Annotated in this window: 19 protein-coding genes; 12 read left to right on the plus strand and 7 right to left on the minus strand. The window is 48.4% G+C overall.

What is annotated here, in order from left to right; all coding sequences use genetic code 11:
* The first annotated feature begins 181 nt into the window (after positions 1-181).
* From ACDE64_RS03690 to cyoD, 7 genes are all read left to right on the plus strand, one after another.
* On the plus strand, positions 182-2,794 hold the full coding sequence (locus ACDE64_RS03690) for a glycosyl hydrolase family 95 catalytic domain-containing protein (protein WP_411349033.1): 2,613 nt from the start codon (positions 182-184) through the stop codon (positions 2,792-2,794).
* A 109-nt stretch (positions 2,795-2,903) separates the two neighbouring features.
* Positions 2,904-4,247: a GH1 family beta-glucosidase gene (locus ACDE64_RS03695; RefSeq protein WP_411349034.1), complete on the plus strand. Its 1,344-nt coding sequence runs from the start codon at positions 2,904-2,906 to the stop codon at positions 4,245-4,247.
* A 162-nt stretch (positions 4,248-4,409) separates the two neighbouring features.
* Complete coding sequence (locus ACDE64_RS03700; RefSeq protein WP_411345166.1) at positions 4,410-4,682, plus strand: hypothetical protein; 273 nt, start codon at positions 4,410-4,412, stop codon at positions 4,680-4,682.
* A gap of 292 nt (positions 4,683-4,974) precedes the next feature.
* Entirely contained in the window at positions 4,975-5,991 is a 1,017-nt protein-coding gene (gene qoxA, locus ACDE64_RS03705) for a cytochrome aa3 quinol oxidase subunit II (RefSeq protein ID WP_411345167.1), read from the plus strand.
* Positions 5,992-6,092: 101 nt separating this feature from the next.
* Positions 6,093-8,069, plus strand: coding sequence for a cbb3-type cytochrome c oxidase subunit I (locus ACDE64_RS03710; protein WP_411345168.1), 1,977 nt, complete (start codon positions 6,093-6,095; stop codon positions 8,067-8,069).
* Positions 8,069-8,680 (plus strand): cytochrome o ubiquinol oxidase subunit III, encoded by a 612-nt coding sequence (cyoC, locus tag ACDE64_RS03715; protein WP_411345169.1) that lies wholly within the window; start codon positions 8,069-8,071, stop codon positions 8,678-8,680. The genes ACDE64_RS03710 and cyoC overlap by 1 nt, the downstream gene beginning before the upstream one ends.
* Before the next feature lies 1 nt (position 8,681).
* Complete coding sequence (cyoD, locus tag ACDE64_RS03720) at positions 8,682-9,023, plus strand: cytochrome o ubiquinol oxidase subunit IV (protein ID WP_411345170.1); 342 nt, start codon at positions 8,682-8,684, stop codon at positions 9,021-9,023.
* A 236-nt stretch (positions 9,024-9,259) separates the two neighbouring features.
* Here the strand turns inward: cyoD and ACDE64_RS03725 are convergent, their stop codons facing one another.
* Positions 9,260-10,228, minus strand: coding sequence for a DMT family transporter (locus ACDE64_RS03725; protein ID WP_411349035.1), 969 nt, complete (start codon positions 10,226-10,228; stop codon positions 9,260-9,262).
* A gap of 123 nt (positions 10,229-10,351) precedes the next feature.
* On the opposite strand from ACDE64_RS03725, the gene ACDE64_RS03730 reads away from it, so the two are divergent.
* Complete coding sequence (locus ACDE64_RS03730; protein ID WP_411349036.1) at positions 10,352-11,758, plus strand: PLP-dependent aminotransferase family protein; 1,407 nt, start codon at positions 10,352-10,354, stop codon at positions 11,756-11,758.
* Between the two features lie 266 nt (positions 11,759-12,024).
* Here the strand turns inward: ACDE64_RS03730 and galU are convergent, their stop codons facing one another.
* The 6 genes from galU to ACDE64_RS03760 all read right to left on the minus strand — a co-directional run bounded on the left by galU (position 12,025) and on the right by ACDE64_RS03760 (position 19,591).
* The gene (galU, locus tag ACDE64_RS03735; protein WP_411349037.1) at positions 12,025-12,909 is read right to left on the minus strand and encodes a UTP--glucose-1-phosphate uridylyltransferase GalU; all 885 of its coding nucleotides are present in this window, start codon (positions 12,907-12,909) and stop codon (positions 12,025-12,027) included.
* A 233-nt stretch (positions 12,910-13,142) separates the two neighbouring features.
* A complete protein-coding gene (locus tag ACDE64_RS03740) occupies positions 13,143-13,523 on the minus strand; it encodes a GtrA family protein (protein ID WP_411349038.1) in 381 nt (126 codons plus the stop codon).
* Entirely contained in the window at positions 13,510-14,538 is a 1,029-nt protein-coding gene (locus tag ACDE64_RS03745; RefSeq protein WP_411349039.1) for a glycosyltransferase family 2 protein, read from the minus strand. Before ACDE64_RS03745 ends, ACDE64_RS03740 begins: the two co-directional genes overlap by 14 nt.
* A gap of 53 nt (positions 14,539-14,591) precedes the next feature.
* Positions 14,592-16,844, minus strand: a complete 2,253-nt coding sequence (locus ACDE64_RS03750; RefSeq protein ID WP_411349040.1) for an ArnT family glycosyltransferase — start codon at positions 16,842-16,844, stop codon at positions 14,592-14,594.
* Between the two features lie 363 nt (positions 16,845-17,207).
* The gene (locus ACDE64_RS03755; protein WP_411349041.1) at positions 17,208-18,917 is read right to left on the minus strand and encodes a sensor histidine kinase; all 1,710 of its coding nucleotides are present in this window, start codon (positions 18,915-18,917) and stop codon (positions 17,208-17,210) included.
* Positions 18,914-19,591, minus strand: coding sequence for a response regulator transcription factor (locus ACDE64_RS03760; RefSeq protein WP_411345176.1), 678 nt, complete (start codon positions 19,589-19,591; stop codon positions 18,914-18,916). Before ACDE64_RS03760 ends, ACDE64_RS03755 begins: the two co-directional genes overlap by 4 nt.
* Before the next feature lie 1,348 nt (positions 19,592-20,939).
* Between ACDE64_RS03760 and kduI the strand changes: the two genes are divergently transcribed.
* The 4 genes from kduI (at position 20,940) to ACDE64_RS03780 (ending at position 24,542) form a co-directional block, all read left to right on the plus strand.
* Positions 20,940-21,770, plus strand: coding sequence for a 5-dehydro-4-deoxy-D-glucuronate isomerase (gene kduI / locus ACDE64_RS03765; RefSeq protein ID WP_411345177.1), 831 nt, complete (start codon positions 20,940-20,942; stop codon positions 21,768-21,770).
* A 124-nt stretch (positions 21,771-21,894) separates the two neighbouring features.
* The gene (locus tag ACDE64_RS03770; protein ID WP_411349042.1) at positions 21,895-22,656 is read left to right on the plus strand and encodes a DeoR/GlpR family DNA-binding transcription regulator; all 762 of its coding nucleotides are present in this window, start codon (positions 21,895-21,897) and stop codon (positions 22,654-22,656) included.
* Positions 22,657-22,702: 46 nt separating this feature from the next.
* Positions 22,703-23,455 (plus strand): 2-dehydro-3-deoxy-D-gluconate 5-dehydrogenase KduD, encoded by a 753-nt coding sequence (gene kduD / locus ACDE64_RS03775; protein WP_411345179.1) that lies wholly within the window; start codon positions 22,703-22,705, stop codon positions 23,453-23,455.
* Positions 23,456-23,675: 220 nt separating this feature from the next.
* The gene (locus ACDE64_RS03780) at positions 23,676-24,542 is read left to right on the plus strand and encodes a sugar phosphate isomerase/epimerase family protein (protein WP_411349043.1); all 867 of its coding nucleotides are present in this window, start codon (positions 23,676-23,678) and stop codon (positions 24,540-24,542) included.
* Positions 24,543-24,709 lie beyond the last annotated feature (167 nt).

Genomic DNA, 24,709 nt, shown 5'->3' on the forward strand with positions numbered 1-24,709 from the left:
CCAGCAGGCTGGATGATAATGACCCTAATCAAATCATCTACGGAATCAATAGCACAACAAGAGAGGCTCGATGATACGAGCCTCTTTTTTTCATCGAGCAATCATCGCGGGACATTGATTCCGGCGCTTCTCGTCTGTAAGAGGCTTCACTACTCGGAAATGAATACAAAGGAGGACTAATATGACGGAAAATCAAGCACGCTCTACAACGGATATGTATAGACTCTGGTATAGCCAACCCGCGGAGGTGTGGGAAGAAGCGTTACCAATTGGGAACGGGCGAATCGGTGGCATGGTATTCGGTGATGCCGTACGCGATGTGGTACAGTTGAATGAAGATACACTCTGGTCTGGAACGCTGCGTGAACGCTCGAACCCGTCTAGCTTGAAGCATCTGGAACAGGCACGCAAGCTGATCTTCGCTGGGCAACTGGATGAAGCGCAGGAGCTGGTCAATGAGCAGATGCTCGGTCAGGATGTACAGGCATATCAACCGCTGGGTGATCTGATCGTGCAATATGTTGCGCCAGAAGCGGATAGCGAGATTCGGCATTACCACCGGGAACTTGATTTACAGCAAGCGGTATTGCGCACATCGTGGCAGCAGGGAGAGCAAGCGTTAGAGCGAGAGGTGCTGATCAGTTACCCGCATCAGATCCTTGCTTATCGGCTACGTAGCACCATTCAACAGCCATTGTCTGCGCAGATCAGTCTGAATAGTGTGCAGCCGCATAGACTCACCACATCTGGTCATCAGCTGGAGATGAAGGGCTATGTGTACCCGGAAGCTTCGTGGTATGGGGAGAAGGAACAGCCATACCGCTGGAATGATGCCGAAGAGCAGGGCATTCATTTTCATACTGTTCTGCATGTATGGAGCGATAGTGGAACAGTACAGGCACATGGCGATATGATTCATGTGGATGGGGCAACCGAGGTTGTTATTTTACTAGCGGCGGCAACTAATTACGATGGATACGATCGTCAACCCGGCAGCGCTGGACGCTCGTTGGTGGAACAGTGTCGTCAGCAGCTGGATAGTGCAGCAGCACTCGGTTGGAACCAGATTCGGGCAGAGCATGTTGCCGATCATGAACGTTTATTCCAACGGGTACAGCTGGAGCTTGGGACATCACCAGAAGAACGTTCGCAGCAGGCAGATGTTTTGCCGACCGATCTGCGATTGCAGCGGTACAAACAGCAGGGGCAGGATAACGAGCTGGAAGCTCTCTATTTCCATTATGGACGATATCTGCTGATCGCCAGTTCACGTCCGGGCAGTCAGCCTGCTAATTTGCAAGGCATCTGGAATCCGCATGTGCAGCCGCCGTGGTACAGCGATTATACGACCAATATCAATACGCAGATGAATTATTGGCCTGCGGAATTGTGCAATCTGAGCGAATGTCATGAACCGTTGCTGACGATGATTGAACAGCTGAGCCATAGCGGGCGACAGGCTGCTACTGTTCATTACGGTGCAAGCGGCTGGGTCACTCACCACAATACCGATCTGTGGCGACAGGCAATTCCGACGGGTGGCGATGCCAGCTGGGCCTTCTGGCCGATGGGCGGCATCTGGCTGTGCGCGCATCTGTGGGAACATTACGAGTATACGCGGGATGTAGAGTATCTACGCCAGACCGCCTATCCAATTATGAAAGAAGCAGCTCAATTTGCATTGGATTGGTTGGTGGAAGACCCGCAGGGGTATCTCGTAACCGCACCATCCACTTCACCGGAAAATAAGTTTCTGACGGAACGTGGCACGCCATGCAGCATATCTGCGGCATCGACGATGGATATGACCTTGATCCGGGAACTGTTCCGGCATTGTATGCAGGCGGCGCAAGTGCTGGCTTCTCAGCATGACACAACAAGCACAAGATTAGCAGCGGATCAGCCAGCATCACCGATCGACGGATTATCATCAGTAGATAGATTATCATCGATAGACGAATCGTTTGCGATAAGCGAATCATCATCGATAGAACATCATCGTCTGACTGGTTTTGATGAGCAATTTATAGATCGCCTAATGACCGCGATAGATCGTGTGTATCCTTTCCAGATCGGGCGTTATGGGCAATTACGCGAATGGTATGACGATTATGAGGAGCATGAACCGGGACATCGCCATGTATCACATTTGTACGGATTGTATCCAGGTAATGAAATCAACCGTCAGCAGCGCCCTGAGCTGGTGCAGGCGGCAAGCGTATCGCTAGAGCGGCGATTAGAGCATGGCGGAGGTCATACAGGCTGGAGCTGTGCATGGCTGATCAATCTGTACGCGAGGTTGCTGGACGGCGAGCAAGCACATCATTTTGTGCATACATTGCTAGCACGTTCGACGTATCCGAATCTGTTTGATGCACATCCGCCATTTCAGATTGACGGCAACTTTGGCGGAACGGCTGGTATGGCAGAGATGCTGCTGCACAGTCATCTGGATCATCTTCACCTGCTGCCTGCGTTGCCCTCCAATTGGCAAGGCGGGAGTGTTACGGGGCTACGTGCGCGCGGCGGATATACGGTAGATATTAGCTGGAGTGACGGACAGTTGCAGCATGCACAACTCCAAGCTGATCATACTGGCGTATGTCGTATCCGTTCTGCACAGCCGCTGCATATTCATGATATCCCGGTCACTTCTGATGAACCTATCGTAGCGGCACCGGAGTTCAAATATACAGAGGATGAGCATGGTCATCTTATCGAGTTTGCGGTAACAGCAGGAGAACGGTACAACTTGATTCATCGTACAGAACATGTAAGTGGTCTATTGTCTTGAATTTACGTACCGGGAAACATAAGTTACAGCCTGTTGTAGAGCGCTGAATTATACTATGATGTAAGCGTATGCTCATTTGTAAATATTTTACTATGGGAGGATTTCAATTATGACTATTTTCCAATTTCCAAAGGATTTTCGCTGGGGCACAGCGACCGCATCGTATCAGATTGAAGGCGCGTATCAGGAAGATGGACGCGGATTGTCGATCTGGGATACATTCGCTCATACGCCAGGCAAAGTGTATAACGGGCATAATGGAGATATCGCTTGTGACAGCTACCATCGGTATGAAGAAGATATTGCTATAATGAAAGAACTCGGTATTGATACGTATCGCTTCTCAGTAGCATGGCCGCGTATTATTCCAGATGGGGATGGAGAGATTAACCGTGAAGGCATCCAGTTTTATCATCGTTTTGTAGATGCGTTGCTGGAAGCGGGAATTGAGCCTTTTTGTACGTTATATCACTGGGACCTTCCACAGGCGTTACAGGATGTGGGCGGTTGGGAGAATCGACGCACTATCGATGCTTTTGTCAAATATGCCGAAGTGATCTTCCGTGAATTTTCTGGCAAAATCAAATTTTGGCTCACGTTCAATGAACCATGGTGCATCGCTTTTCTGTCCAATCTGGAAGGCAAGCATGCGCCGGGGAATGAGGATCTGCAAGTTGCGCTGAATGTTGGGCATCATGTTCTAGTGGCGCATGGACATACAGTGAAGCTATTCCGTGAACTGCAACTAGAAGGACAGATCGGAATCGCGCCGAATGTCGCGTGGGCGGTTCCTTACAGCAAGCGTCCGGAAGATCGAGCTGCTTGTGACCGTAATATTGAAGTGTATGCCGACTGGTTCCTTGATCCGATCTACAAAGGACAATATCCATCTTCTCTATATGAATGGTTCCAGCAAGCAGGCGCAACGCCGCCTATTCAAGATGGCGATCTGGAGATTATCGCGCAACCGATTGATCTGCTAGGTATCAATTATTATCATCCAACTGTTAATCGGTATAACGCATCCGCTGGTTCTTTGCAAAGTGAGGAAGTGGATATGGGGCTGTTCAAGACCGATATCGGTTGGCCGATTGATGCGACCGGTCTGTATGATGTCATTCACTATCTACAAAAATACGGCAACAACGATATCTATATTACCGAGAACGGCGCTTGTATTAATGAATGTCCGGTAAATGGTAAAGTGAATGACGTGATTCGCGTCTACTATTTGCAACAGCATATCGCTCAGGTACACCGTCTGATCAACGACGGTATTCATCTGAAGGGATATATGGCATGGTCGCTCATGGATAATTTTGAATGGGCAGAAGGATATCGTATGCGTTTTGGGCTGGTGCATGTCGATTTCCGTACTCAGGTGCGTACACCGAAGGAAAGTTATTACTGGTATCAGAATGTGGTGCGTAATAACTGGATGGAAACGCGCTAATACGATCGATCTTTAAAATATAAATGGGACGAGCGAATCAAAGACCCTATTTTGTGGTAATAGGCAGTATAGCATACCGATGCGATCCAATATTGAATGCATGCAAGTGATCACCGGTACACATACTAGCAAAACAACTACGAAGAAAGGGGAGTGGATTCCATGGCTACCAACTCGAAAAGTCCCCGTAATAGAACATCAGCGCAAAATACGTATGGACTGAGCCGTATGCTCAGTATCGTGGCATGGATTGCCTGTGCTGCCGGTATCCTGCTGATTGTATTCAATCTTCAACCATTTAACGACAATAACTTGGGATTGATGATGGGAGTAGGCTGTTTGGCGGCTTTTGCGATCATTTATTCGCTTGGTAAATGGCTCGGATCGATGCAGGCTCGCAGCGATGAGGGCAAAGAAGGCATTAAAGATGATTGATAGTTATACGTTGTTAACAGACGTATAATATGCAACAAACAACATGAATACGGCCCTTTTAAGATTTATTCTTAAAGGGGCTTTTTGTTGAAGTAAAAATATGTTAATCTTGAAATAATGTGAAATCATTCACTTTTGGTTACTAATAAATTGACAGATTTGTTAACAAGCCAAAAAAAACTGAAATTTACACCTTCTATGGATACGCAAAAAGCACACTTAGTGTTACCATAGGAATGTGTGGTTTCAATATTATGAACGTCATGAGCGTTAAGTGAGAAAGGGGATCAAGATGAACAAAAAACCAGGTTCGCGCCTTATGTTATGGGTTCTTCTGGTTGTAACTGTTCTGTCGCTGGCCCTGACGGTGTGGGCGTTAGCTACTGGCTCCAGTAACTACGCTGTTCTCAATCCGAAAGGCCCTATTGCAGAAGGACAACGGGATATCATTATCATTTCTACGATTCTGACCGCGATTGTCATCGTACCAACTACCATACTGACATTTGTCATTGTATGGAGATATCGTGACAAGCCGGGCAGAAAGGCGAAATACGATCCGGATTTCAGCCATAGCACATTGCTTGAATCCATTTGGTGGGGCATTCCGATTGTCGTAATCGCCATTATTGGTATCGTAACGGTACGTTATACGTACGCGCTCGAACCTTCCGTGGCTATTCAGTCACAAAAGCAACCCGTAACCATCCAGGCAGTATCGATGGACTGGAAATGGGCGTTCTTCTATCCTGAAGAGGGAATCGCGTCTGTGAACACATTGACCATTCCTGAAGATACGCCAATCCGTTTTGAATTGACTTCCGATGCTCCGATGAACTCCTTCTGGATTCCGCAGCTGGGTGGTCAGATTTATACAATGTCTGGTATGGCGATGACCTTGTATTTGCAGGCAGACCATACAGGCACGTATTTTGGTTCCGGTGCAAACTTTAGTGGTGAGCACTTTGGCGACATGAGATTTGACGTAAATGCAGTGAGCGATGCGGACTATCAGGCATGGGTGAACAAGGTAAAAACCGAGTCTCAGCCAATGACGATGGATACGTACCAATCGCTGTCGACTCCAGGTACAGCTGAAAAGCAATTCTTCTCGGCGTTCCCGGACAATTTGTTCCAACAACTGGTGGGCAAATATCTGCCAGGTGGTATTGCTGATACTGATCGTGCATCCCATACGACTCCTCAGACTCAAACCGGTGAAGGTGAGAGCAATGAAGGTCAAAGCGACATGGGTACAGACAGTGAATCCAATCAACAGCATGATGGATTGGGTACGGATTCCAAGTAATCCTCTGTCGGTTGAATGATGTTCTGGCATTGATACAATGCTGCATTATACTGTTGTCTGCCTGACACGGTATAGATAAAGACAGTGAAAGGAGCTCCACGATGCTCGAAAATATTAAACAGTTTGCATCCGAGTTTTTCGTCACCGGTGATCCGCTGATTTACGGTGCAGACGTATCCATTGCATTGGTATCGATTGCCATCGTTGCTGGATTGACCTATTTCAAAAAGTGGAAATGGCTCTGGCGTAACTGGTTGACTACCGTCGACCACAAAAAGATCGGTATCATGTATATCCTGGCTGCCATCATCATGATGTTCCGCGGTGGCGTTGATGCCCTGATGATGCGTACGCAGCTAGCGATTCCAAACTTTGAGTTTTTGCATCCTGAGCATTATAACCAAGTCTTCACTACGCACGGCGTAGTTATGATCTTATTTATGGCGATGCCGTTTATGTTCGGTTTGTTCAACGTTGTCGTTCCGCTACAGATTGGCGCGCGCGACGTTGCGTTCCCGTATTTGAACTCCCTGAGCTTCTGGCTGTTCTTCCTCGGTGCGATGCTGTTTAACCTTTCCTTCGTTATCGGCGGTTCGCCGGACGCAGGTTGGCTCAGTTATCCACCATTGTCGGAGATGCAGTTTAACCCGGGTCCGGGTCAGAACTTCTACATCTGGGGTATTCAGATCTCTGGTATTGGTTCCCTGGCAACAGGTATCAACTTCCTCGTTACCATCATCAAAATGCGTGCACCAGGCATGACAATGATGAAAATGCCAATGTTCACTTGGTCGGTATTCGCAACATGCGTAATCATCATCTTCGCATTCCCGATTCTGACTGTTACACTGGCACTGCTGTTCCTGGACCGGTTTGGGGGCGGCCACTTCTTCACCCTTGACGGTGGGGGTAACCCGATGATGTATATCAACTTGATATGGATGTGGGGTCACCCTGAGGTATATATCGTTATCTTGCCGGCGTTCGGTATCTTCTCCGAAGTCGTCAGCGTGTTCTCACGCAAAAAGCTGTTCGGTTACACTTCCATGGTCTTTGCGATGATGATCATCGCGTTTGTATCGTTCTTTACTTGGGCGCATCACTTCTTCACGATGGGTTCCGGTGCAGACGTCAACGCCTTCTTCGCTTTGTCCACGATGTTGATCGCAATCCCGACAGGGGTTAAAATATTCAACTGGTTGTTCACAATGTACCGCGGACGTATCCGCTTCGATCTGCCAATGCTTTGGACGGTCGCGTTTATACCGGCATTTATCGTCGGTGGTATGACAGGGGTACTGCTCTCGGTTGCACCTGCTGACTTCCAGTATCACAACAGTTACTTCCTGATTGCCCACTTCCACCAAGTTCTGATCGGTGGCGTCGTGTTCGGTTACTTTGCCGGCATGTACTACTGGTGGCCAAAAATGTTCGGCTTCAAGCTGAACGAAACGCTGGGCAGATGGTCCTTCTGGTTCTGGAACATCGGTTTCTACGTATGTTTCATGCCGCAGTACCTGCTCGGTCTGATGGGTATGACTCGTCGTGTAAGTACATTTGATTGGGATACCGGCTGGGGCCCGCTGAACGTCGTATCGACGGTTGGTGCGTACCTGATGGGTATTGCCTTCATCTTGCAGGCTGTACAGATCGCTTATAGCTTTGTACATCGCGAAAGAGATGTTACTGGCGACATGTGGGATGCCCACACACTGGAATGGACGATTCCTTCTCCAGCTCCAGAATACAACTTTGCCATTACTCCGGTAGTGGATAGCAGAGATCCACTGTGGATCGAGAAGCAGCGTCGTGCTGCTGGTAAGCTTCCTGCGAAGGATGCGAAACCAAAATACGAACCAATTCATATGCCTAGTAATTCGGGTATCCCGATTATCTTTTCTACGTGCTTCTTTATCGCAGGTTTCGGTTTTACATTCCACTGGGTATGGATGGCCGTAATCGGTCTTGCGGGCGTGTTGGCTTGTCTGGCTGCACGTTCCATGAATGATGATGAGGGCTTCTACATTCCAGCAGAAGAAGTAGAAAAAACTGAGGCTTCATTAAGGGGGACACTTTAATGGCACAAGCCGCAACACACGGTCATGATCATCATCATGACCATGGACATCACGATCCACAGGAACTGAAGCTGCTTGGCTTCTGGATCTTCCTGATCACGGACGTTGTTTTGTTCGGTACGCTGTTTGCTACGTATGTGGTCTTGCACCACAATACGGCAGGCGGACCGAGCGCGTCCGAGATTTTCGAAATGCCGGGCGTTATCGCTGAAACCTTTATCCTCCTGACATCCAGCTTTACAAGTGGTCTTGCCGTACTGGCAATGAACCAAGGGAAAGTAAAGCAACTGATTTCATGGTTGGCAGTAACATGGGTACTGGGTGCAGCGTTTATCTTCCTGGAAGTTGACGAGTTTATCAAAATGGTACACGAAGGCTTCAACTTCGGTACAAGTGCATTCGCCACCTCGTTCTTCACGCTGGTTGGTACGCATGGACTTCACGTATCGATGGGTCTGGGCTGGATGTTGCTTATTATGATTCAACTGGGACGCAAAGGCATTACCGATGTAACACGCGGTAAAGTCAACGTACTCAGCTTGTACTGGCACTTTTTGGACGCCGTCTGGATTTTCCTGTTGTCGGTCGTTTATCTGATGGGGGTGATGTAACATGGCGGATCATTCCAACCATACACACGGACACGATGAAGCACATGCTCACGGTTCGTTAAAGTCTTACATCATCGGTTTTATCCTGTCGATCATTCTGACCATCATTCCACTGGTCGTCGTCCTCAATCATATGCTGGACAGATTCCCTACGGTTCTGGTGATCATGATCACTGCCGTATTGCAGTTCGTTGTTCAGTTGTTCTTCTTCATGCACGTGCGTGAACGTCAGGGCAACCAACCTCGCTGGAACGTGATGGCTCTGATCTTCGGTCTGGCAATCGTACTCGTTGTCGTATCCGGTTCGATCTGGATCATGACATACAACGGCGTAGGTTACTAAGTTTTATCGTAATAACAACAGGCTGCTTGCCTGTACTGAAGCTCTCCCGGATAACCGGGGGAGCTTTTTTTGTTATTAGATTCTATTCGCGGCTTTAGTGATTAGGGAAAAAGGTAAGCAGGAAAGTTACCCGGGAAATAATGAGCGGCTGTACCTTGGAAAGGATATAGTAGGCGATCCAGAGTTATAGCAGCAAAGTAAATGAATAGTTATAGCTAAGCCATATGCTACGTCAATCAGGAAGTCTTTGAAATCGATTCGCTTGCAGAGGCTGAGGATCTATCTGCTTTTCGCTTGTCCTCGGCAATCAAAACGATACTGACGATAATCAGAAGTCCTCCCAACCCTTGCATATAGCTAGCCTGTTCCTTTAGAAGCAGCAGCGATAACAGTATCGAAGTGAGTGGCATCATACCAGAAAAAGCAGCGGTTGTGTAGGCACTGCAATAGGTGACACCTTTGTAGAAAAAGAAAAACGCAAGCCCTGTGATAATCCATCCATACCAGATCAATCCGATCCATTCGTACCACTGAATAAGCAATAGCGTTTGAACAGGCTTAGGCTGCTCCAGCAGAAATGGGATTAGACAGAAGCCCAAAGCGATAGCAGACACGATACAAACCTGAACCATCGGCTGAATGTCCCGAGCAGTAGAATGTGGATCAGTAGCACGCTGTTTACGGGAAATAATATTAAATAATGACTCACTCGCAGCTGCACCAAGAATGAATAGATTGCCCCATATATGCTGCATGGATGGCATAAAGGTAGTATTACCTGTGTTCTGCAATAGCATAATTCCTACTACAGTACATCCAATGCCTAATGCGTTCTTGATGCTCAGTTGTTCTTTTAATAGAAAAAAAGCCAGTACAGCCGTCATCATAGGTGTCGTGCCGCTTAATATCCCCGCTTCCAATGTGCTTGTACGACTAACCCCAAGCAGCAAGCCTATGCGAAATAAAAACATGCCAAACCACGCCTGTAGGATTAGCATCATCCAGTCATGCCGACGAAGATGCCGAATCGTCTGTATCGTTGCTTTCCCGTAAAAGGGAGCCAGACAGAGCAGCAGAATGCCCAGTCCCACTGCTGTAATGGTGAACAAAGGCAGACGCTCAGATAGTATGGAGCCTGCCACAACAGATGTACCCGCGAGGGTAAACGCCAGTAATAAATAAAGTTTTCCTTTGAATTGCTGCATAGTAAGTCCCCTTTGTCCTCATCATAGGATGGATATAGATCACATTATAAAAAGGGAACTGGACGAGGATAAGAGCCAGTATGGTATCATTTGGACTGGACCAGTTGGAAAGGAGGATTACAGATGTGGGGGATTCAGCTAGAGCATCAAAGTAGCATAACTCTTGCGAGACAGATATTCTTGTCATTTCGGCAAGCGATTCTACGGGGCAATATGTTGGAGGGCGAGGCTTTGCCTTCGACGCGTGCATTAGCACGCGAGCTGGGAGTAGCGCGTAATACCGTTTGCGAAGCGTACGATATGCTGGACATTGAAGGCTTTATCATGAGGCAGCAGGGAAAAGCCACGCGTGTAGCCTCTGGGCTAAAGCTAGAACAGCAGCTAGATCAACAGCCTGCGAAGCAGACTAAAACCGAGCCAATCCCTATCCGGTGGGACTTCAAGACCGGGCAACCGGATTGGGCGGCTTTTCCATGGTATAGCTGGCGGCAGTGTCTTCAAAAGGCAGCCCTTGATGTATTGCCAGAGCTGCTGAGCTACGGTAACGGCAAAGGGTACGAGCCACTATGCGAGCAGATTGCCGATTGGCTGCTGCGGAGCCGTGGGATGGAGGTAGACCCTGCTGATATTTTTATCACCTCTGGAGCGACGCAAGCATTCCATTTGCTTGTGCATATATTGAAGCAGGAAAACAGGGCCTTTGCTTTAGAAAGCCCTTCTCATCCGGCGATTCGAAAGATTGTTGAAAATAATCGTATTCCGCTCGTCTGGATGCCTGTCGATGAACAGGGAGCGAATGTTGCTGTTTTGCCCAATCATGACGTATCCGCAATCTATTTGACTCCATCGCACCAATTTCCACTGGGGGTGATATTGCCTGCTGAACGACGTGCTGAATTCATCCGAATGGCACGCAACCAGCAGTTTTATATGATCGAAGATGATTATGATAGTGAATTTCGTTATACCGGCTCTCCGATTAGCCCGCTATATAGCATGGACCCTACAAGAGTGATCTATGTCGGTACATTTAGTAAGACCCTTTTTCCAGCATTGCGGATTGGATTTGCCATCTTGCCTCGATCACTACATAATGCATGGAAGGAGAACCGACAGTACTTGGATGTTCAAAATCCGATCATGGAGCAGGTGGCACTCAGCCATTTTATACAGCAGCGAAAACTGGATCGGCACATCCAGCGAATGCGGCGCATCTATCGTGAGAAACGAAATACACTGCTGAAGGCTATCGACCAATACATCTCCCATGAAGTCATCGTATGGGGAGATGCTTCGGGTCTGCATACAGTGATTCAACTTCCGGGCTTGAAGCTGGATGCTGCTTTTCTCAAGCGATGTGGCGATGCAGGAATACGCTTGACGCTGGCTTCTGAGTATTCCACGGAACAGAGTGAGCATAGCGATAATGATACGTTGTTGATCGGCTATGGTCATCTGAAGCATGAGGATATTATTGGTGGGATGAAAGCGTTGAATAGTGTGATTATGGGAGAGAGTCTGATGGATTAAATTGTGACGATAGCGAGTAGATCAATGCATAATAAGCTAGGCGATTCACAGACGATAGGCAGTTCAGAACAAAACAGACGCTTCATAAGCGGATACATGGTTCAGAATGAGATGGATGGTTCATAAGCAAATACGTGGTGGACAATGGAACAGACGGTGGGATAGCACAAAGAATCTACAGGTATAGAAATATCATAGTAAATAGGGACAGCAAAGAGCCTGCACAGGATATCGTGCAGGCTTTTGTTATTCCAACTTGTCAGACGTTATTTTACCGATGCGTGCGAGCGGTTGTATAGCTCTTCCAGATACTTCTGAATCTCGCCGCGCAGTTCCGGGCGATTCAGGGCGAACTCGATGGTCGATTTTACATAACCAAGTGGATCGCCGATATCGTAACGGTTGCCCTGAATTTCTAGTGCAGCCAGATGTGGCAGGCGGGAGATGGCATCGGTCAGTTGAATTTCGCCGCCTTTACCCGGTGGTGTGTCTTCGAGAATGTCGAAGATTTCCGGTGGCAGGATATAACGTCCGATAACCGCCAGATCAGAAGGGGCATCTGCCACATCTGGTTTTTCGACGATCCCGCTTAGTGGGATAATGGAATGTGGCGTATTCGGGAGTGCAGACGGTGCGACGATTCCGTATTTGTTCGTTTCTTCATACGGTACATGCTGTACGCCGACGATAGCAGTAGACGGATAGACTGTCTGGTTAATCAGCTGTTTCAGACCTGGCTCTCCATTAACGATCAGGTCATCACCGAGCAGAACAGCGAATGGTTCGTTGCCGACGAATTGCTTGGCGCACAGGATGGCATGACCGAGACCGAGCGGCTTTTTCTGACGAATATAATGAATGTCCGCCATCTCGGAAATATAGTTCACTTGCTCCAGCAGAGCAGTTTTATTTTTCGTAGCTAGTTCAAGTTCCAATTCAACGGAATGGTCAAAATGGTCTTCGATCGAACGCTTGCCACGACCGGTTACGATCAGGATAGACTCGATGCCACTGGCAACCGCTTCTTCAATGATGTATTGAATCGCCGGTTTGTCGACGATCGGAAGCATTTCCTTAGGTTGGGCTTTGGTAGCTGGCAGCAAACGTGTACCAAGACCGGCTGCCGGAATAATCGCTTTACGTACTTTCATGGGAATGCCTCCTTAGATGATGGTAGCTTAGGTATAGTTGAATCGAAATATCCATTGATATAGAGAGCAAGAGATATAGTTTGCTTAACGAAGGATGGAAAGGAAACCTTGCGCATTGGCAATAGAAAACAGGCATATATGAATCTTCTAACGTATAAATTGTCTTGGGATCATAACGTATAGACTTTGGAATCCTAGAGACAAAACAGTTTGTTCGTTATCTAACCAATATCTTATCCGCGGAATACCCACAACTTGCTAAAGCCGAAGTTGATGCCTAGACCGAGAATCGTCACAGCAATCTTCGCCATCCAGACTGGAATGGTCGCAGGTACAAGGCTGATTGCGATACTGGTAATGACGGCAACACAGATATTAACGACGAGAAAACGGATCAGTTCGCCTACATCCCAACCTTTGTCACGAGCAAATGTCCATTTGCGATTCCAGTAGTAGCTGTTGGCAGTTCCGGCGCTATAGCCGAGAATTTGAGCTGCTGCAACCCCAGTTAGGTTTTGCAGCAGCATGAATACGATAAAGTCGATAACGGTATTGGAGACGCCGACAGCGGCAAAGCGTACTGCCTGATTGGAAAAGAGCTTAGAAACCAACATAGCGTTTCTCTTGGTTCATTTGACGTTGGTCGTTAACAGCGCGTTGCTCGGTAACGATGTGTTGATCATGCAGCGGTTGTTGCTGTTGTTGCACAAAGTTGCGTTTTTCCTGTACGAGGTAGAGCGGACGACCTTTGACTTCATCGTAGATGCGACCGACATATTCACCCAGTACGCCGAGAATAACAAGCATGATCCCATTGAGGAACAGAATGCAGGCGATGATGGATGCCCAGCCCGGTGTAGTTGAGAAGTTCATCAACTTCTGACCGACAACGAACAGCAGGAAGATAAAGCTGAACAGGGAAACGAAGCTACCTAGTACGCTAGCGAGACGCAGCGGTTTGAGTGAGAAAGCGATCAGGGCGTCGGATGCGAAGCGCAGCATCTTTTTGAGTGGATACTTGGTTTCACCGGCAAAGCGCTCCTCACGCACATAAGCGATTGATGTTTGACGGAAACCGACCCAGCTGACCAGTCCACGTACGAAGCGGTTGCTTTCTTTCAGACTTTTCATCGCTTCGCACACTTTGCGGTCGATCAGGCGGAAGTCGCCTGTGTCGAGCGGAATGTCGATATCGCTCAGTTTGTTCAGCGTGCGATAGAAGAGGGCAGCTGACCATTTTTTGAAGCCTGTTTCGCCTTTGCGTTCCGCGCGAGTGGCATAGACAACGTCATAGCCTTCTTTCCATTTCTCAATCATTTGCAAAATCAATTCGGGTGGATCTTGCAAGTCGGCGTCGATGACGACAATTGCTTCACCGGATGCACTGTCCATACCGGCAGTGATTGCAATCTGGTGACCGAAGTTACGGGAAAAGTCGATCATTTTGACCGATGAGTCGGTGTTGCACAATTGAGTGACCATAGCAGCCGTTTGGTCACGGCTGCCGTCATTTACAAAAATCAGTTCATAGGTTTCTCCAGTTTGCTGCATCACTTCCGTCAGACGGCGGTAGCACTCCAGTACAACTTCTTCTTCATTGTAAACTGGAACGATAATGGAATATTTCATCGATAGTCCTCCTTTGGATGTTCAAGAGCTTGAGGTAACATGCTGCGGAATATTCATTCCGCCGTCAGTTGATACAGTGTCATTTGCGAGCCGCCCATACCGCCGCCACGACCGGAGCCGCCGGCAGAACCACGACCGGAATCAGTGCTGCTACTCGCTTGTGTTATTGTCGAAGTGTCATTGTTACTATTTGTATTGGTAACGGTTGTACTTGCCGATGTATCGGCGCTTGTCGAAGTGGTTGTGGCAGATGCGGTAGAGCCGGATTTCCATTCCGATTCGGAAATTTCGGTTCCGTGTTCTTGCACCCATTGCGTCAGCTCGGAGCTGCCGCTGCCCATACCGCCACCAAGCAGTACGTACCGGAGTTGTCCACTGTTTACGAGTTGCTCCAGCTGATCGACTGTTAATGCACTATCGGAGCCTTTGAAACCGCCCCATGCAATGACAGCGTCACTCGTTTGCAGAATGATCGGTGTTGCAGTTTGCGAAGCCGTTGTCGCGACGAGATATTTGGCATCGCCTTGATTGGCTTCCAGATAAGCGATCAGATCGGCATCTACGTCAGAACTGTTATTGTTGCCGCTACGAGAGTCGGCAAGTTCCGGTCCAGCATACGGTTGAACCGAGTTGCCGCCATAGAGTGCCGGAGTCAGTGACCAGTAAGCTGGAGCTGCCAGCAATGCTACTAGTGTCAGCGCCAGAGCGCCACGTTTCAATGCATCGCGTTTTAACAGCAGTAGGATCAGGGCAACGATACCGAGGGCAAATGCCGCAATAGCTAGCACGGTCATACCTTGTCCCCATGTAATATAGATACCCGTTCCAAGTGCAACTGCCATAAAGGCGATTGTCCACCAGCGTCGTCCTGCTTTCCAGAGCTGAACGATACCTGCACCAGTCAGAGCGGCAATCGCAGGAGCCATCATCACAAAGTAGTAACGGTGAATGTGACCAGCGATGCTGAAGAATACGATCATCGGCAGCAGCCATGCGAACCAGAATAGTACGATGTTACGTTGTTCTCTGCGTTGCAGCCAGAGCATGAGAGCGCTCAGCAGTGCAGCTGGCAGGAACCAGGCGATTTGACCAGCATTGCTGTCATCCAGCAAGCGGAGAATACCGGCGTCACCAGCGTCATTGCTGCCTCCGCCTCCGCCACCACTCATGCCACCGCCGCCAGAGCCACCGCCCGGACCGCCACCCGATCCGCCGGGACCACCGGAACCCATACCGCCTGAAGGAGCACCATTGGTCTGGGCTACGCTAGTATCCGCTGTTGTAGATGATGCAGTGGATATCGTGCTGGACTTGTCAGATGATGTATCCGAGCTGGTTGTGACTGCCGCAGTACTGGTTGTCGATGTACTGTCTGTAGTCGTTGCAGCTTGATCCGCCGAAGTGTTAGCAGTTGTTGCTGTTGTCTGTGTGCTATCGGTTGTGGATGAGGCACTTTGATTGCTCATACTCGGAGGTTGTCCGCCTCCGCCGCCACTTCCACTACCGCCACCAGAATCGCCAGTCAGACGGCTAATGCCGTTATAACCAAGTGCCAGTTCTAGTACAGAGTTGCTTGTACCGCTACTGCCTACATATGGGCGTTCGCTAGCAGGTGTCAGGTCAACGATTGTTGCCCAGGAGAGCGACACGGCAGCAAGTACGACACCGGAGATTAGCAGATGCATAATCTTTTGTTTCCATTGTCCTTTACGAGCGAGCCAGTAGAATAGATAGAACGCGGGCAGTACCATAAACGCTTGCAGCATCTTGGTATTAAATCCGACACCGACCAGTGCAAAAGCGATACATAAGGTGAGCAGTTTACCAGTTTTGACACTGCGTTGTAGCACGTAAGCTGCCAGCATCAGGAAGAAGACGAGTGTGCTGTCCGCGTTGTTCGTGCGGCTGACAGCGACCGCGATCGGTGTCAATGCGAGAATCAATGCGGAGATGCGAGCTGTTGCCAGTCCAAAATGCGGCTTGATGATCAGGTAGAGCAGGATGACCGAGCCAGCCAGTCCAAGTGCGGATGGGAGAGCCAGGCTCCAGCTATGAATGCCGAAGATTTTGGCGCTGATCGTTTGCAGCCAGAATGCGACAGGCGGTTTGTCGATGGTGATGAATCCGCCGGGATCATACGAGTTAAAGAAGAAGTTGTGCCAGCTCTGCATCATGCTCGTAACCGCTGCTGCGTAGTAGGTGTTCAGATCACCGGATTGACTGATATTGTACAGCGATAATCCCGCAGCGACCAGAGCTAGAATAGCAAGGACCGGGTCGATCCTTCGTAGAAATGAGCCTTTCATATTGTTGCCTCCTCATGCATGAATATGGGGTCCAGCTCCGTGACATGATGATGAGGAGCAGTTGTCATATGTTTTTGATGTACAAAATATAACAATGCAATATGAACAAGAAATGAACGCTACCTTAAACGATGCTGAATATTGTTTTAAATATACATAAAAAAGGTGCGAACCCCCATTATGAAAGGGTTTCCGCACCTTTTATTACAGCACATATATGGAAAAGTAATAACCGACTATAACACATAAGTTACATATAAACATTGTATATTTATTATCGAAAAATCATATCCATTCATAGATAAATCCTGATGGTTGGGACGAAAAAGCCAGTATATTGTACAAATGATCGGTGGTGCATGTTTATTCTGACGGGCGTTGTTTCTCAGGCTCTGGTAACGGAATCGGGCGCGGCAGATACACAGTCATCGTCGTTCCTTCACCAACTGTACTTGTCGCTTCGATCCGACCGCCGTGCAGCATTAGAATTTTTTGCACAATCGATAAGCCAAGACCATTGCCGCCGACTGCTGAATTGCGAGATGTATCCGCTTTGTAAAACCGTTCAAAAATATGCTCCACATGCTCAGCGTCGATACCGCAACCCGTATCCTGCACGCTCGTCTTGATCCACTGTTCATCCTCGGTCAAGGTGATGTAGATATTGCCCTTTTCCGGGGTGAACTTGATCGCATTGGACAGCAGATTGATCCATACCTGACTGAGCAGATCCTCATCCCCATCGAATAGGATTTTGTCCAGATCGGCGGACACTTCAATCTGTTTCGCTGTCCACATCGGCACGCAGGAGACGACTGCCATACGAACCTGCTCATCCAGTCGGAAGTGCGACAGATTCAGCTTGACCACATCAAGAGAAGCAAGCTTGAGCAGGTTGCTACTGAGCTTAGATAGCCGTTCGCTCTCTTGCTCGATGATCTTCAAATGCTTCATTTGCTCGGTGCTTGCCGTATCCTTGAGCGCAACCGCGAAGCCGCGAATGGAAGTGAGCGGCGTCTGAATTTCATGCGAGACGTTAGAGACGAACTCCTGCCGCATCGCTTCGATTTTGGATAATTGACTGGTCATCTGGTTAAAATTATTGCCTAGCTCGCCAATCTCATCTTTGCGCTTCAGATTGACGCGGACGTTGTAATCGCCCTTCGCGACTTGCCGCGTCGCTTCGGACAGCTTCGTAATCGGTCGTGCAATCAGGCGTGCAGCGAACAGGAACAGTAACACACCCGTCGTCAGCATGACTGACAGCGCCAGAATCATCCATTTGTTCAGCTGATTGCTGAACTGGTTCGGACGAATGAACAAAGCATAATGCACTCCATTGCGTTCAAACGGTACACCTACATAGCGCGGTTCCGGGTCTTGCTTGCCAAATCCGAAATGGAAGTTCATTCCCGGAATGCCGGGCGTATTTTCCATTTCTTTATTTTCTGGATGGTAAATACCTCCATCCAGTACGAGCTGCTTCACATCATCTGGAATCGTCCAAGCCTGTTCCTGATTGGGCGGTGGCGGCGTCTCGCCGTTGTTGGCACCGGACGGCGGAGGCATGTCACCGGGAGTGTTCGTAGCGCCGTTAGCATTCGGAGCAGATGGAGAGGACGAGCTTTCATTTCCAGTTGACGATGCGTTACCATCCGTGTTGGACGTGCCTGAACTAGAATCTTCCGTCGATGTGGATGACGATCCAGTAGAAACGTCATTCGTAGTTGACGAACTACTCGTTGACGGGTCAGAGCTAAATGGACTCGGAGGTGGTGCCAGACCGAGAGGACCGCCCGGACCGTTACCGTTCGAACGATATTCCGTGCCGTCCTCGCTAATTACCATAATCTGCGTTTGCCCTGCCTGACTATCCAGATACTTCTGCATTAACTTTTCGGGAATCTCTGCCTGCATTGCCGCGATGGCTTCCGCATTACTGAGAATACCGTCTTGCATATATTTGGATTGTTGCCGCTGAATCACCCAATCCGACATAAGTAGCGTAATGACAAAGCTGGCGACGATGACGAGAATAAACGTAATCACCAGCTGGCTGTATATATTTTTCAATCTGCTTTCACCTCAATCCGGTAGCCGATGCCGCGGATCGTCTGAATCGTAAATCCATTTTGTTCGGAAAAGCGGTCGCGCAGACGCTTGATATGCACATCGACGGTACGCTCGTCGCCATCGTAATCATGTCCCCAGATCTTCTCGATCAGCTGATCGCGAGTGAAGATCTGACCGGGGAAGCCAGCAAGCGTATAAATGAGTTCAAATTCCTTTGCCGGAAGTGGCTGTAACGAACCGTCTACATCGGCTTCCTTGGTCGCGGCATCCAATCGCACATTGCCAATCGTCAGCGATTCCCCAGCGAAAATACGATAGCGGCGCAGCAGCGCTTTGACACGCATCACCAGTTCTTCCGGTACAAATGGCTTCGCCAGATAATCGTCGGTGCCAAGTCGGAAGCCCTTGATCTTGTCTTCGGCTTCGCCTTTGGCAGTAACGAGCAGAATCGGTACATCGCCATAATAGCGGCGAATGTCCATGCACAGCTGCCAGCCGTCCATATGCGGCATCATGACATCGAGAATAATCAGATCCCATTTGCCATCGCTCAGCATATCGAATGCCTCCTGCCCATCGCGAGCACGGTGCACGCTATAGCCTTCGCGGGTGAGGTACATATGAATCAATTCCAGAATGGACGCATCGTCGTCAGCGATTAGAATTCTTACCATGGTATTGTTCTCCTTCGGATTGAGTTTTAGGTAGATGTGTGGGCATCAAACGCTCCGGCAAGGGATAAGGGGACAGACTCCGGTGGAGGGATGAGAATCTACATTCAATCCTAATCGGTAGATTCTCATCCCTCCAAAGCAGTAAGATATTTTGCTTCGCAAAAATCACTTTTTATTGAACCACATGTTTGAAATTCGTAAACATTGTAAGTCGTCTTTTCCCCTTATTCCCTTACCTCCGCTAAGCGATGCTCGCATCATATACACAATAAAATTACTAAGTATCGTTAAAAGTGCAATGAGAAGCATGAATGAACATCTAATTGCGCCAATGTACACGTTCTTCGTACGAATATAGCATTCTTTATTTTATCTCGACTATCTTGAATCAAGCTGAAAACAGGATTCTATTTCCTTCTCAAATCCCCGAAATCAGCAGTGAATAGTAACATGCAATCTGCCAAACTTCGTTCAACACAGACCTGCCTACAATTATCCTACCACAATAATATGTAGAAAATATGAACGAATCAACGTATACCTGTTCACTTCTCAAAATAGATCAGACCATCTTCTTACTTCTCTGAACAGCAAATCTTAATATTCGATAGCAGCACATGTTGATCAAAAAAACAGTAATTCCAAGAAGCTAATTCCACCAATAATCTCATCATTCACCACAGTGAAATCAGCAAAAACAAACTACAAAGCCAATAATAATCCAACCAATAACTACATAATTAATAACGACCAATTCCTCCCGAAATGTAAGACCACCCACGCTTTGCGATCAAGCAAAATACACATCCCATAATCTTCTATTACGATCATAATCATCACGTATGAACACTACGATAACTATTCACTGCCATATGCACACTAAATATCATGCCTATTCATTAGAACAAATCAATAAAAGCTTCCCGCAACAGCAAATACAACAACCAAAACATCACAGTCTGCAAAACGTCTTTCAATCTTTCCAATCTGCTCCTCACCAAGAAGTAAATAATCTTGCGTTGGATGTGGTAAGCACGGAACGCAGGGGAGGAAATAAGGGGAAAGGACGACTTACAGTGTTTGCGAATTTCAAACACGGGGTTCAATAAAAAGTGATTTTTGCGAAGCAAAATATCTTACTGCTTTGGAGCCATAGGAATCTACGATTATTTCCTATTCCGAAGATTCCGATGGCTCCACCGGAGGACGTCCCCTTATTCCTCCCCGGAGTGAATGCCACCCCATCCACCGAAAAATTATTTCCATCTCCCCCTTCCTTTTAGGTTCAAAATGAACTAATATAAACGTATATGAACATAAAATAAACCTATTCGAAAGGATGATCACCATGGAAAACCGTTATGTATCTCACCCGAATGATGTAAAAACGTTTGACACTGCCCGTTTGCGCGAGGAGTTTCTGATCGAGAATCTGTTCAAGCCGGACGAACTCGTAACCGTTTACAGTCATGTGGATCGCTACATTGTCGGTTCGGCGGTTCCAACGTCGAAGGAGATCAAGCTGGAAGTGAACCTCAAGGACATCGGCACCGACTTTTTCTTGGAACGCCGCGAGATTGGGATCATCAATACCGGCGCGCCGGGTACAGTTACGGCTGATGGCGAAACCTATGAAATCGGCGCATTTGAATGTCTATACGTATCGCTCGGCACGAAGGAAGTGAGCTTTGCTAGTAACGGCGGGGATGCGGCGAAATTCTATTTTGTCTCCACACCTGCACACAAAGCGTATCCAACGACCAAATCGACTCGTGAAGATGCAACGCCAAGCCATCTGGGCGACATCAAAACATCCAACGAACGCACCATCTACAAATACATCCACGAAGGCGGCATCAAGAGCTGTCAGCTCGTGATGGGGATTACGCAGCTGGAGCCGGGCAATATGTGGAATACGATGCCTTCGCATACGCACAATCGCCGCTCGGAAGTGTATCTGTACTTTAATGTGCCGCAGGATGCAGTCGTATTTCACTTTATGGGCGAGCCGCAGGAAACGAAGCATCTGGTCGTGCGCGACGGTCAGGTTGCTATTTCGCCAAGCTGGTCGATTCACAGCGGTGTCGGTACGAGCAATTATACGTTCTGCTGGGCAATGGCAGGTGAGAACCAAACGTTCGATGATATGGACGCGGTTGCCATGCAGGATTTAAAATAAACCCAAAAACACCATTCCGGTACAGCTTATAAACGATATTGATATCTACATCTTTGCTCATCTGCATAGACTTCTATACATGAAGAGTCTGTACGAGCATGTGCCGGAAAGGACGGGGGTTGGAATGAGCGCAATCAAGCGGCACGAGAAGATTATGGAATTACTGATCGCCAATCAGGAGATTACGGTTGGCGAATTGAGCGATACACTGAGCGTGACAGGCAAGACAATACGTGAGGATCTGGCACGGCTGGAGGAAATGGGGCTGCTGATGCGTGTGCATGGCGGCGCGGTGCTGGCGCAGAATGACCAGTATGGTATCTTGTCTGGTCAAGGCATCAACACCAAGCATATGCCAGAAAAAGGCGAGATCGCCGAGCGCGCCTTATCCTATATTCAGCCAAACGATATTATCGCACTGGATGGTGGCAGCACGACGCTGGAAATTGCCCGCCGTTTGCCTGCCATTCCGTTAACAGTTGTGACGAACGATCTGTTTATTTTGAGTGAATTGGCGCGCAGGGAGCAGGTGCGACTTGTTGTACCGGGCGGCGAACGCAATCGCAATATGCTCATTAGCAGTCAGGCGATTGAATACGTGCGCGGGCTGAATATTCACAAGGCGTTTGTTTCATCGACTGCACTGCATTCAGAGTTTGGATTATCTATTTATACAGGCGATCTAGTTCCTTTTAAAAAGGCATTGGTTGCAGCGGCACAGCATGTATACGGTGTTGTGGATCACCAGAAATTCGGACAGTTTGCACTTTGGACATTTGCATCTTGCTCGGAAATGGATATGGTCATTACCGACAGCGGATTGTCCGACGAACAGGCAGAGCAATTCCGTCAGGCGGGTGTACCGCTTGATGTAGCAAAACGTTAGATACGGCACTATGCTTTCCATTTTGATACGAAAAGGAGCAATAAGCATGAATTCATTTGATTTGAACGGCAAAGTCGCCCTGGTGACAGGTTCCAGTGGCGGCTTGGGACAGGGAATGGCACTCGGACTAGCGGAAGCGGGCGCGGATGTAGTATGTGTATCGTATTCTGACAGTAACGATACCGTGGAGAAAGTGAAAGCACTCGGACGCGATGCAATCTCCATCGAAGCCGATCTGAGCAAGCATGATCAGCTGGAAAATGTGGTCGGGCAGGCATTGAACTTTAAAGGGCAGATCGATATTCTGGTCAACAATGCGGGCATTATCCGCCGCACCCCGGCTGTGGAGCATTCGTGGAAAGATTTTGCCGATGTGATCGACATCAATCTGGAAACTGTGTTCTATTTGTCGCAACTGGTTGGGCGTCATATGATTGAACGAGGCAGTGGCAAAATTGTCAGCGTCGCTTCCATGTTGTCGTATCAGGGCGGCATCAATGTGCCGGGCTATACTGCTAGCAAGCACGCGGTTGCTGGTATTACGAAGGCGCTTGCCAACGAATGGGCATCCAAAGGCATTCAGGTGAACGCGATTGCACCGGGCTATATGCTGACTGACAATACAGCACCGATCGTTGCTGATCCCGCGCGCTTTGATGCGATTACCGATCGTATTCCAGCAGCTCGCTGGGGCACAGCGGAAGATATGAAAGGACCGGTTGTCTTCTTGTCTTCGTCCGCTTCGGATTATCTGAACGGTCATGTGCTGTGTGTAGATGGCGGCTGGTTGGCACGTTAAGCTTCCTTTTTATTGATTGCAACGGATATCCGATGTCCTCACTGTACTGGCTTCGTGGTGAATTGGATATGTTGGGTTTAAACACTTACGCTTACGTCTAGTACTACTGGGAGTGCTATTATGCATCACTGCCCGCATTGTCGTATACGATCCATAGATGCAGTACGTCATTACCATTTCGCAATTGTGTAGTTCCATTTATAGAAACGGGGTGTATTCGATGAGACAATCCGTGCTTTCCCATATTTATGGCAAACAGCCTGCGGCTGATCTGGCGGTACGTGTTGCTGCTGGTGGATTCAAGGGCGTACAACTAGCGCTAGCCAAAGCCATTTCCGATATCGACACTGCCAACGGCAAGCTGAGTCCGGGGCTGGGCAATTATGTAGCTGAGCAATTTGACCGTCAAGGTGTGCGTATTGCGGTGCTCGGCTGTTATATTGATCCGGTGCATCCTGACCGTGATGTGCGGCGTAGTGAGATCAACCGATTTAAGGAGCATCTGCGGTATGCGCGTGATTTTGGTTGCAGTATGGTGGCGACGGAGACGGGTTCTTTTCATACATACCAGCCGACTCATCCTGATAACTATGCCGAGATTGGCTGGCAGACGCTGCGCGAGACAGTGACCGAGCTGGCAGAGGAAGCGGAGAAATGGGGTGTCCATCTGGCGATTGAGCCAGTAGCAACCCATACGCTACAGACCGCTGAGCTGATGGAGCAGTTAATTAGCGAAGTGCCTTCCCCAACGGTCGGTATGCTGTTCGATCCGTGCAATATGATGAAAACTGAATTTGTGGACGATCAGCAGGGCTTTTTGCGCGGCGTGTTGGAACGGCTGGCGGAGCGTATCATTCTGATCCATGCGAAGGATATTCATTTTACAGCGGATGGGCAAAAGGAAGAGGTGCTGGCGGGAACAGGCATACTGGATTATCCATACTTCTTCGAGCTGTTACAGCAGTACAAGCCGCATATCGACATTTCGCTGGAAGGTGTGACTAAGGAGCAACTGCCGCAAGCATCGCTGCATATGCGCCGAATCTGGCAGGAAACCATCGGTCGGCATCATCAGACGAACGGTTAACACATCTGGCAGGAAGCACAGTCAAGTGTTCCAACATCGATTGTGCTATCCTTTCCTTTATCCGATAACAGGCATCTTCGGATTTGTATCCGGGATGCCTGTTTCTATGTCTGATTCAGTTTGGTCTCGGCTTGGTATGTGGTAGGATATTCATTTCGCAGGGTGAA

This window comes from Paenibacillus sp. WLX2291 (assembly GCF_046603665.1).
Classification (GTDB): Bacteria; Bacillota; Bacilli; order Paenibacillales; family Paenibacillaceae; genus Saccharibacillus.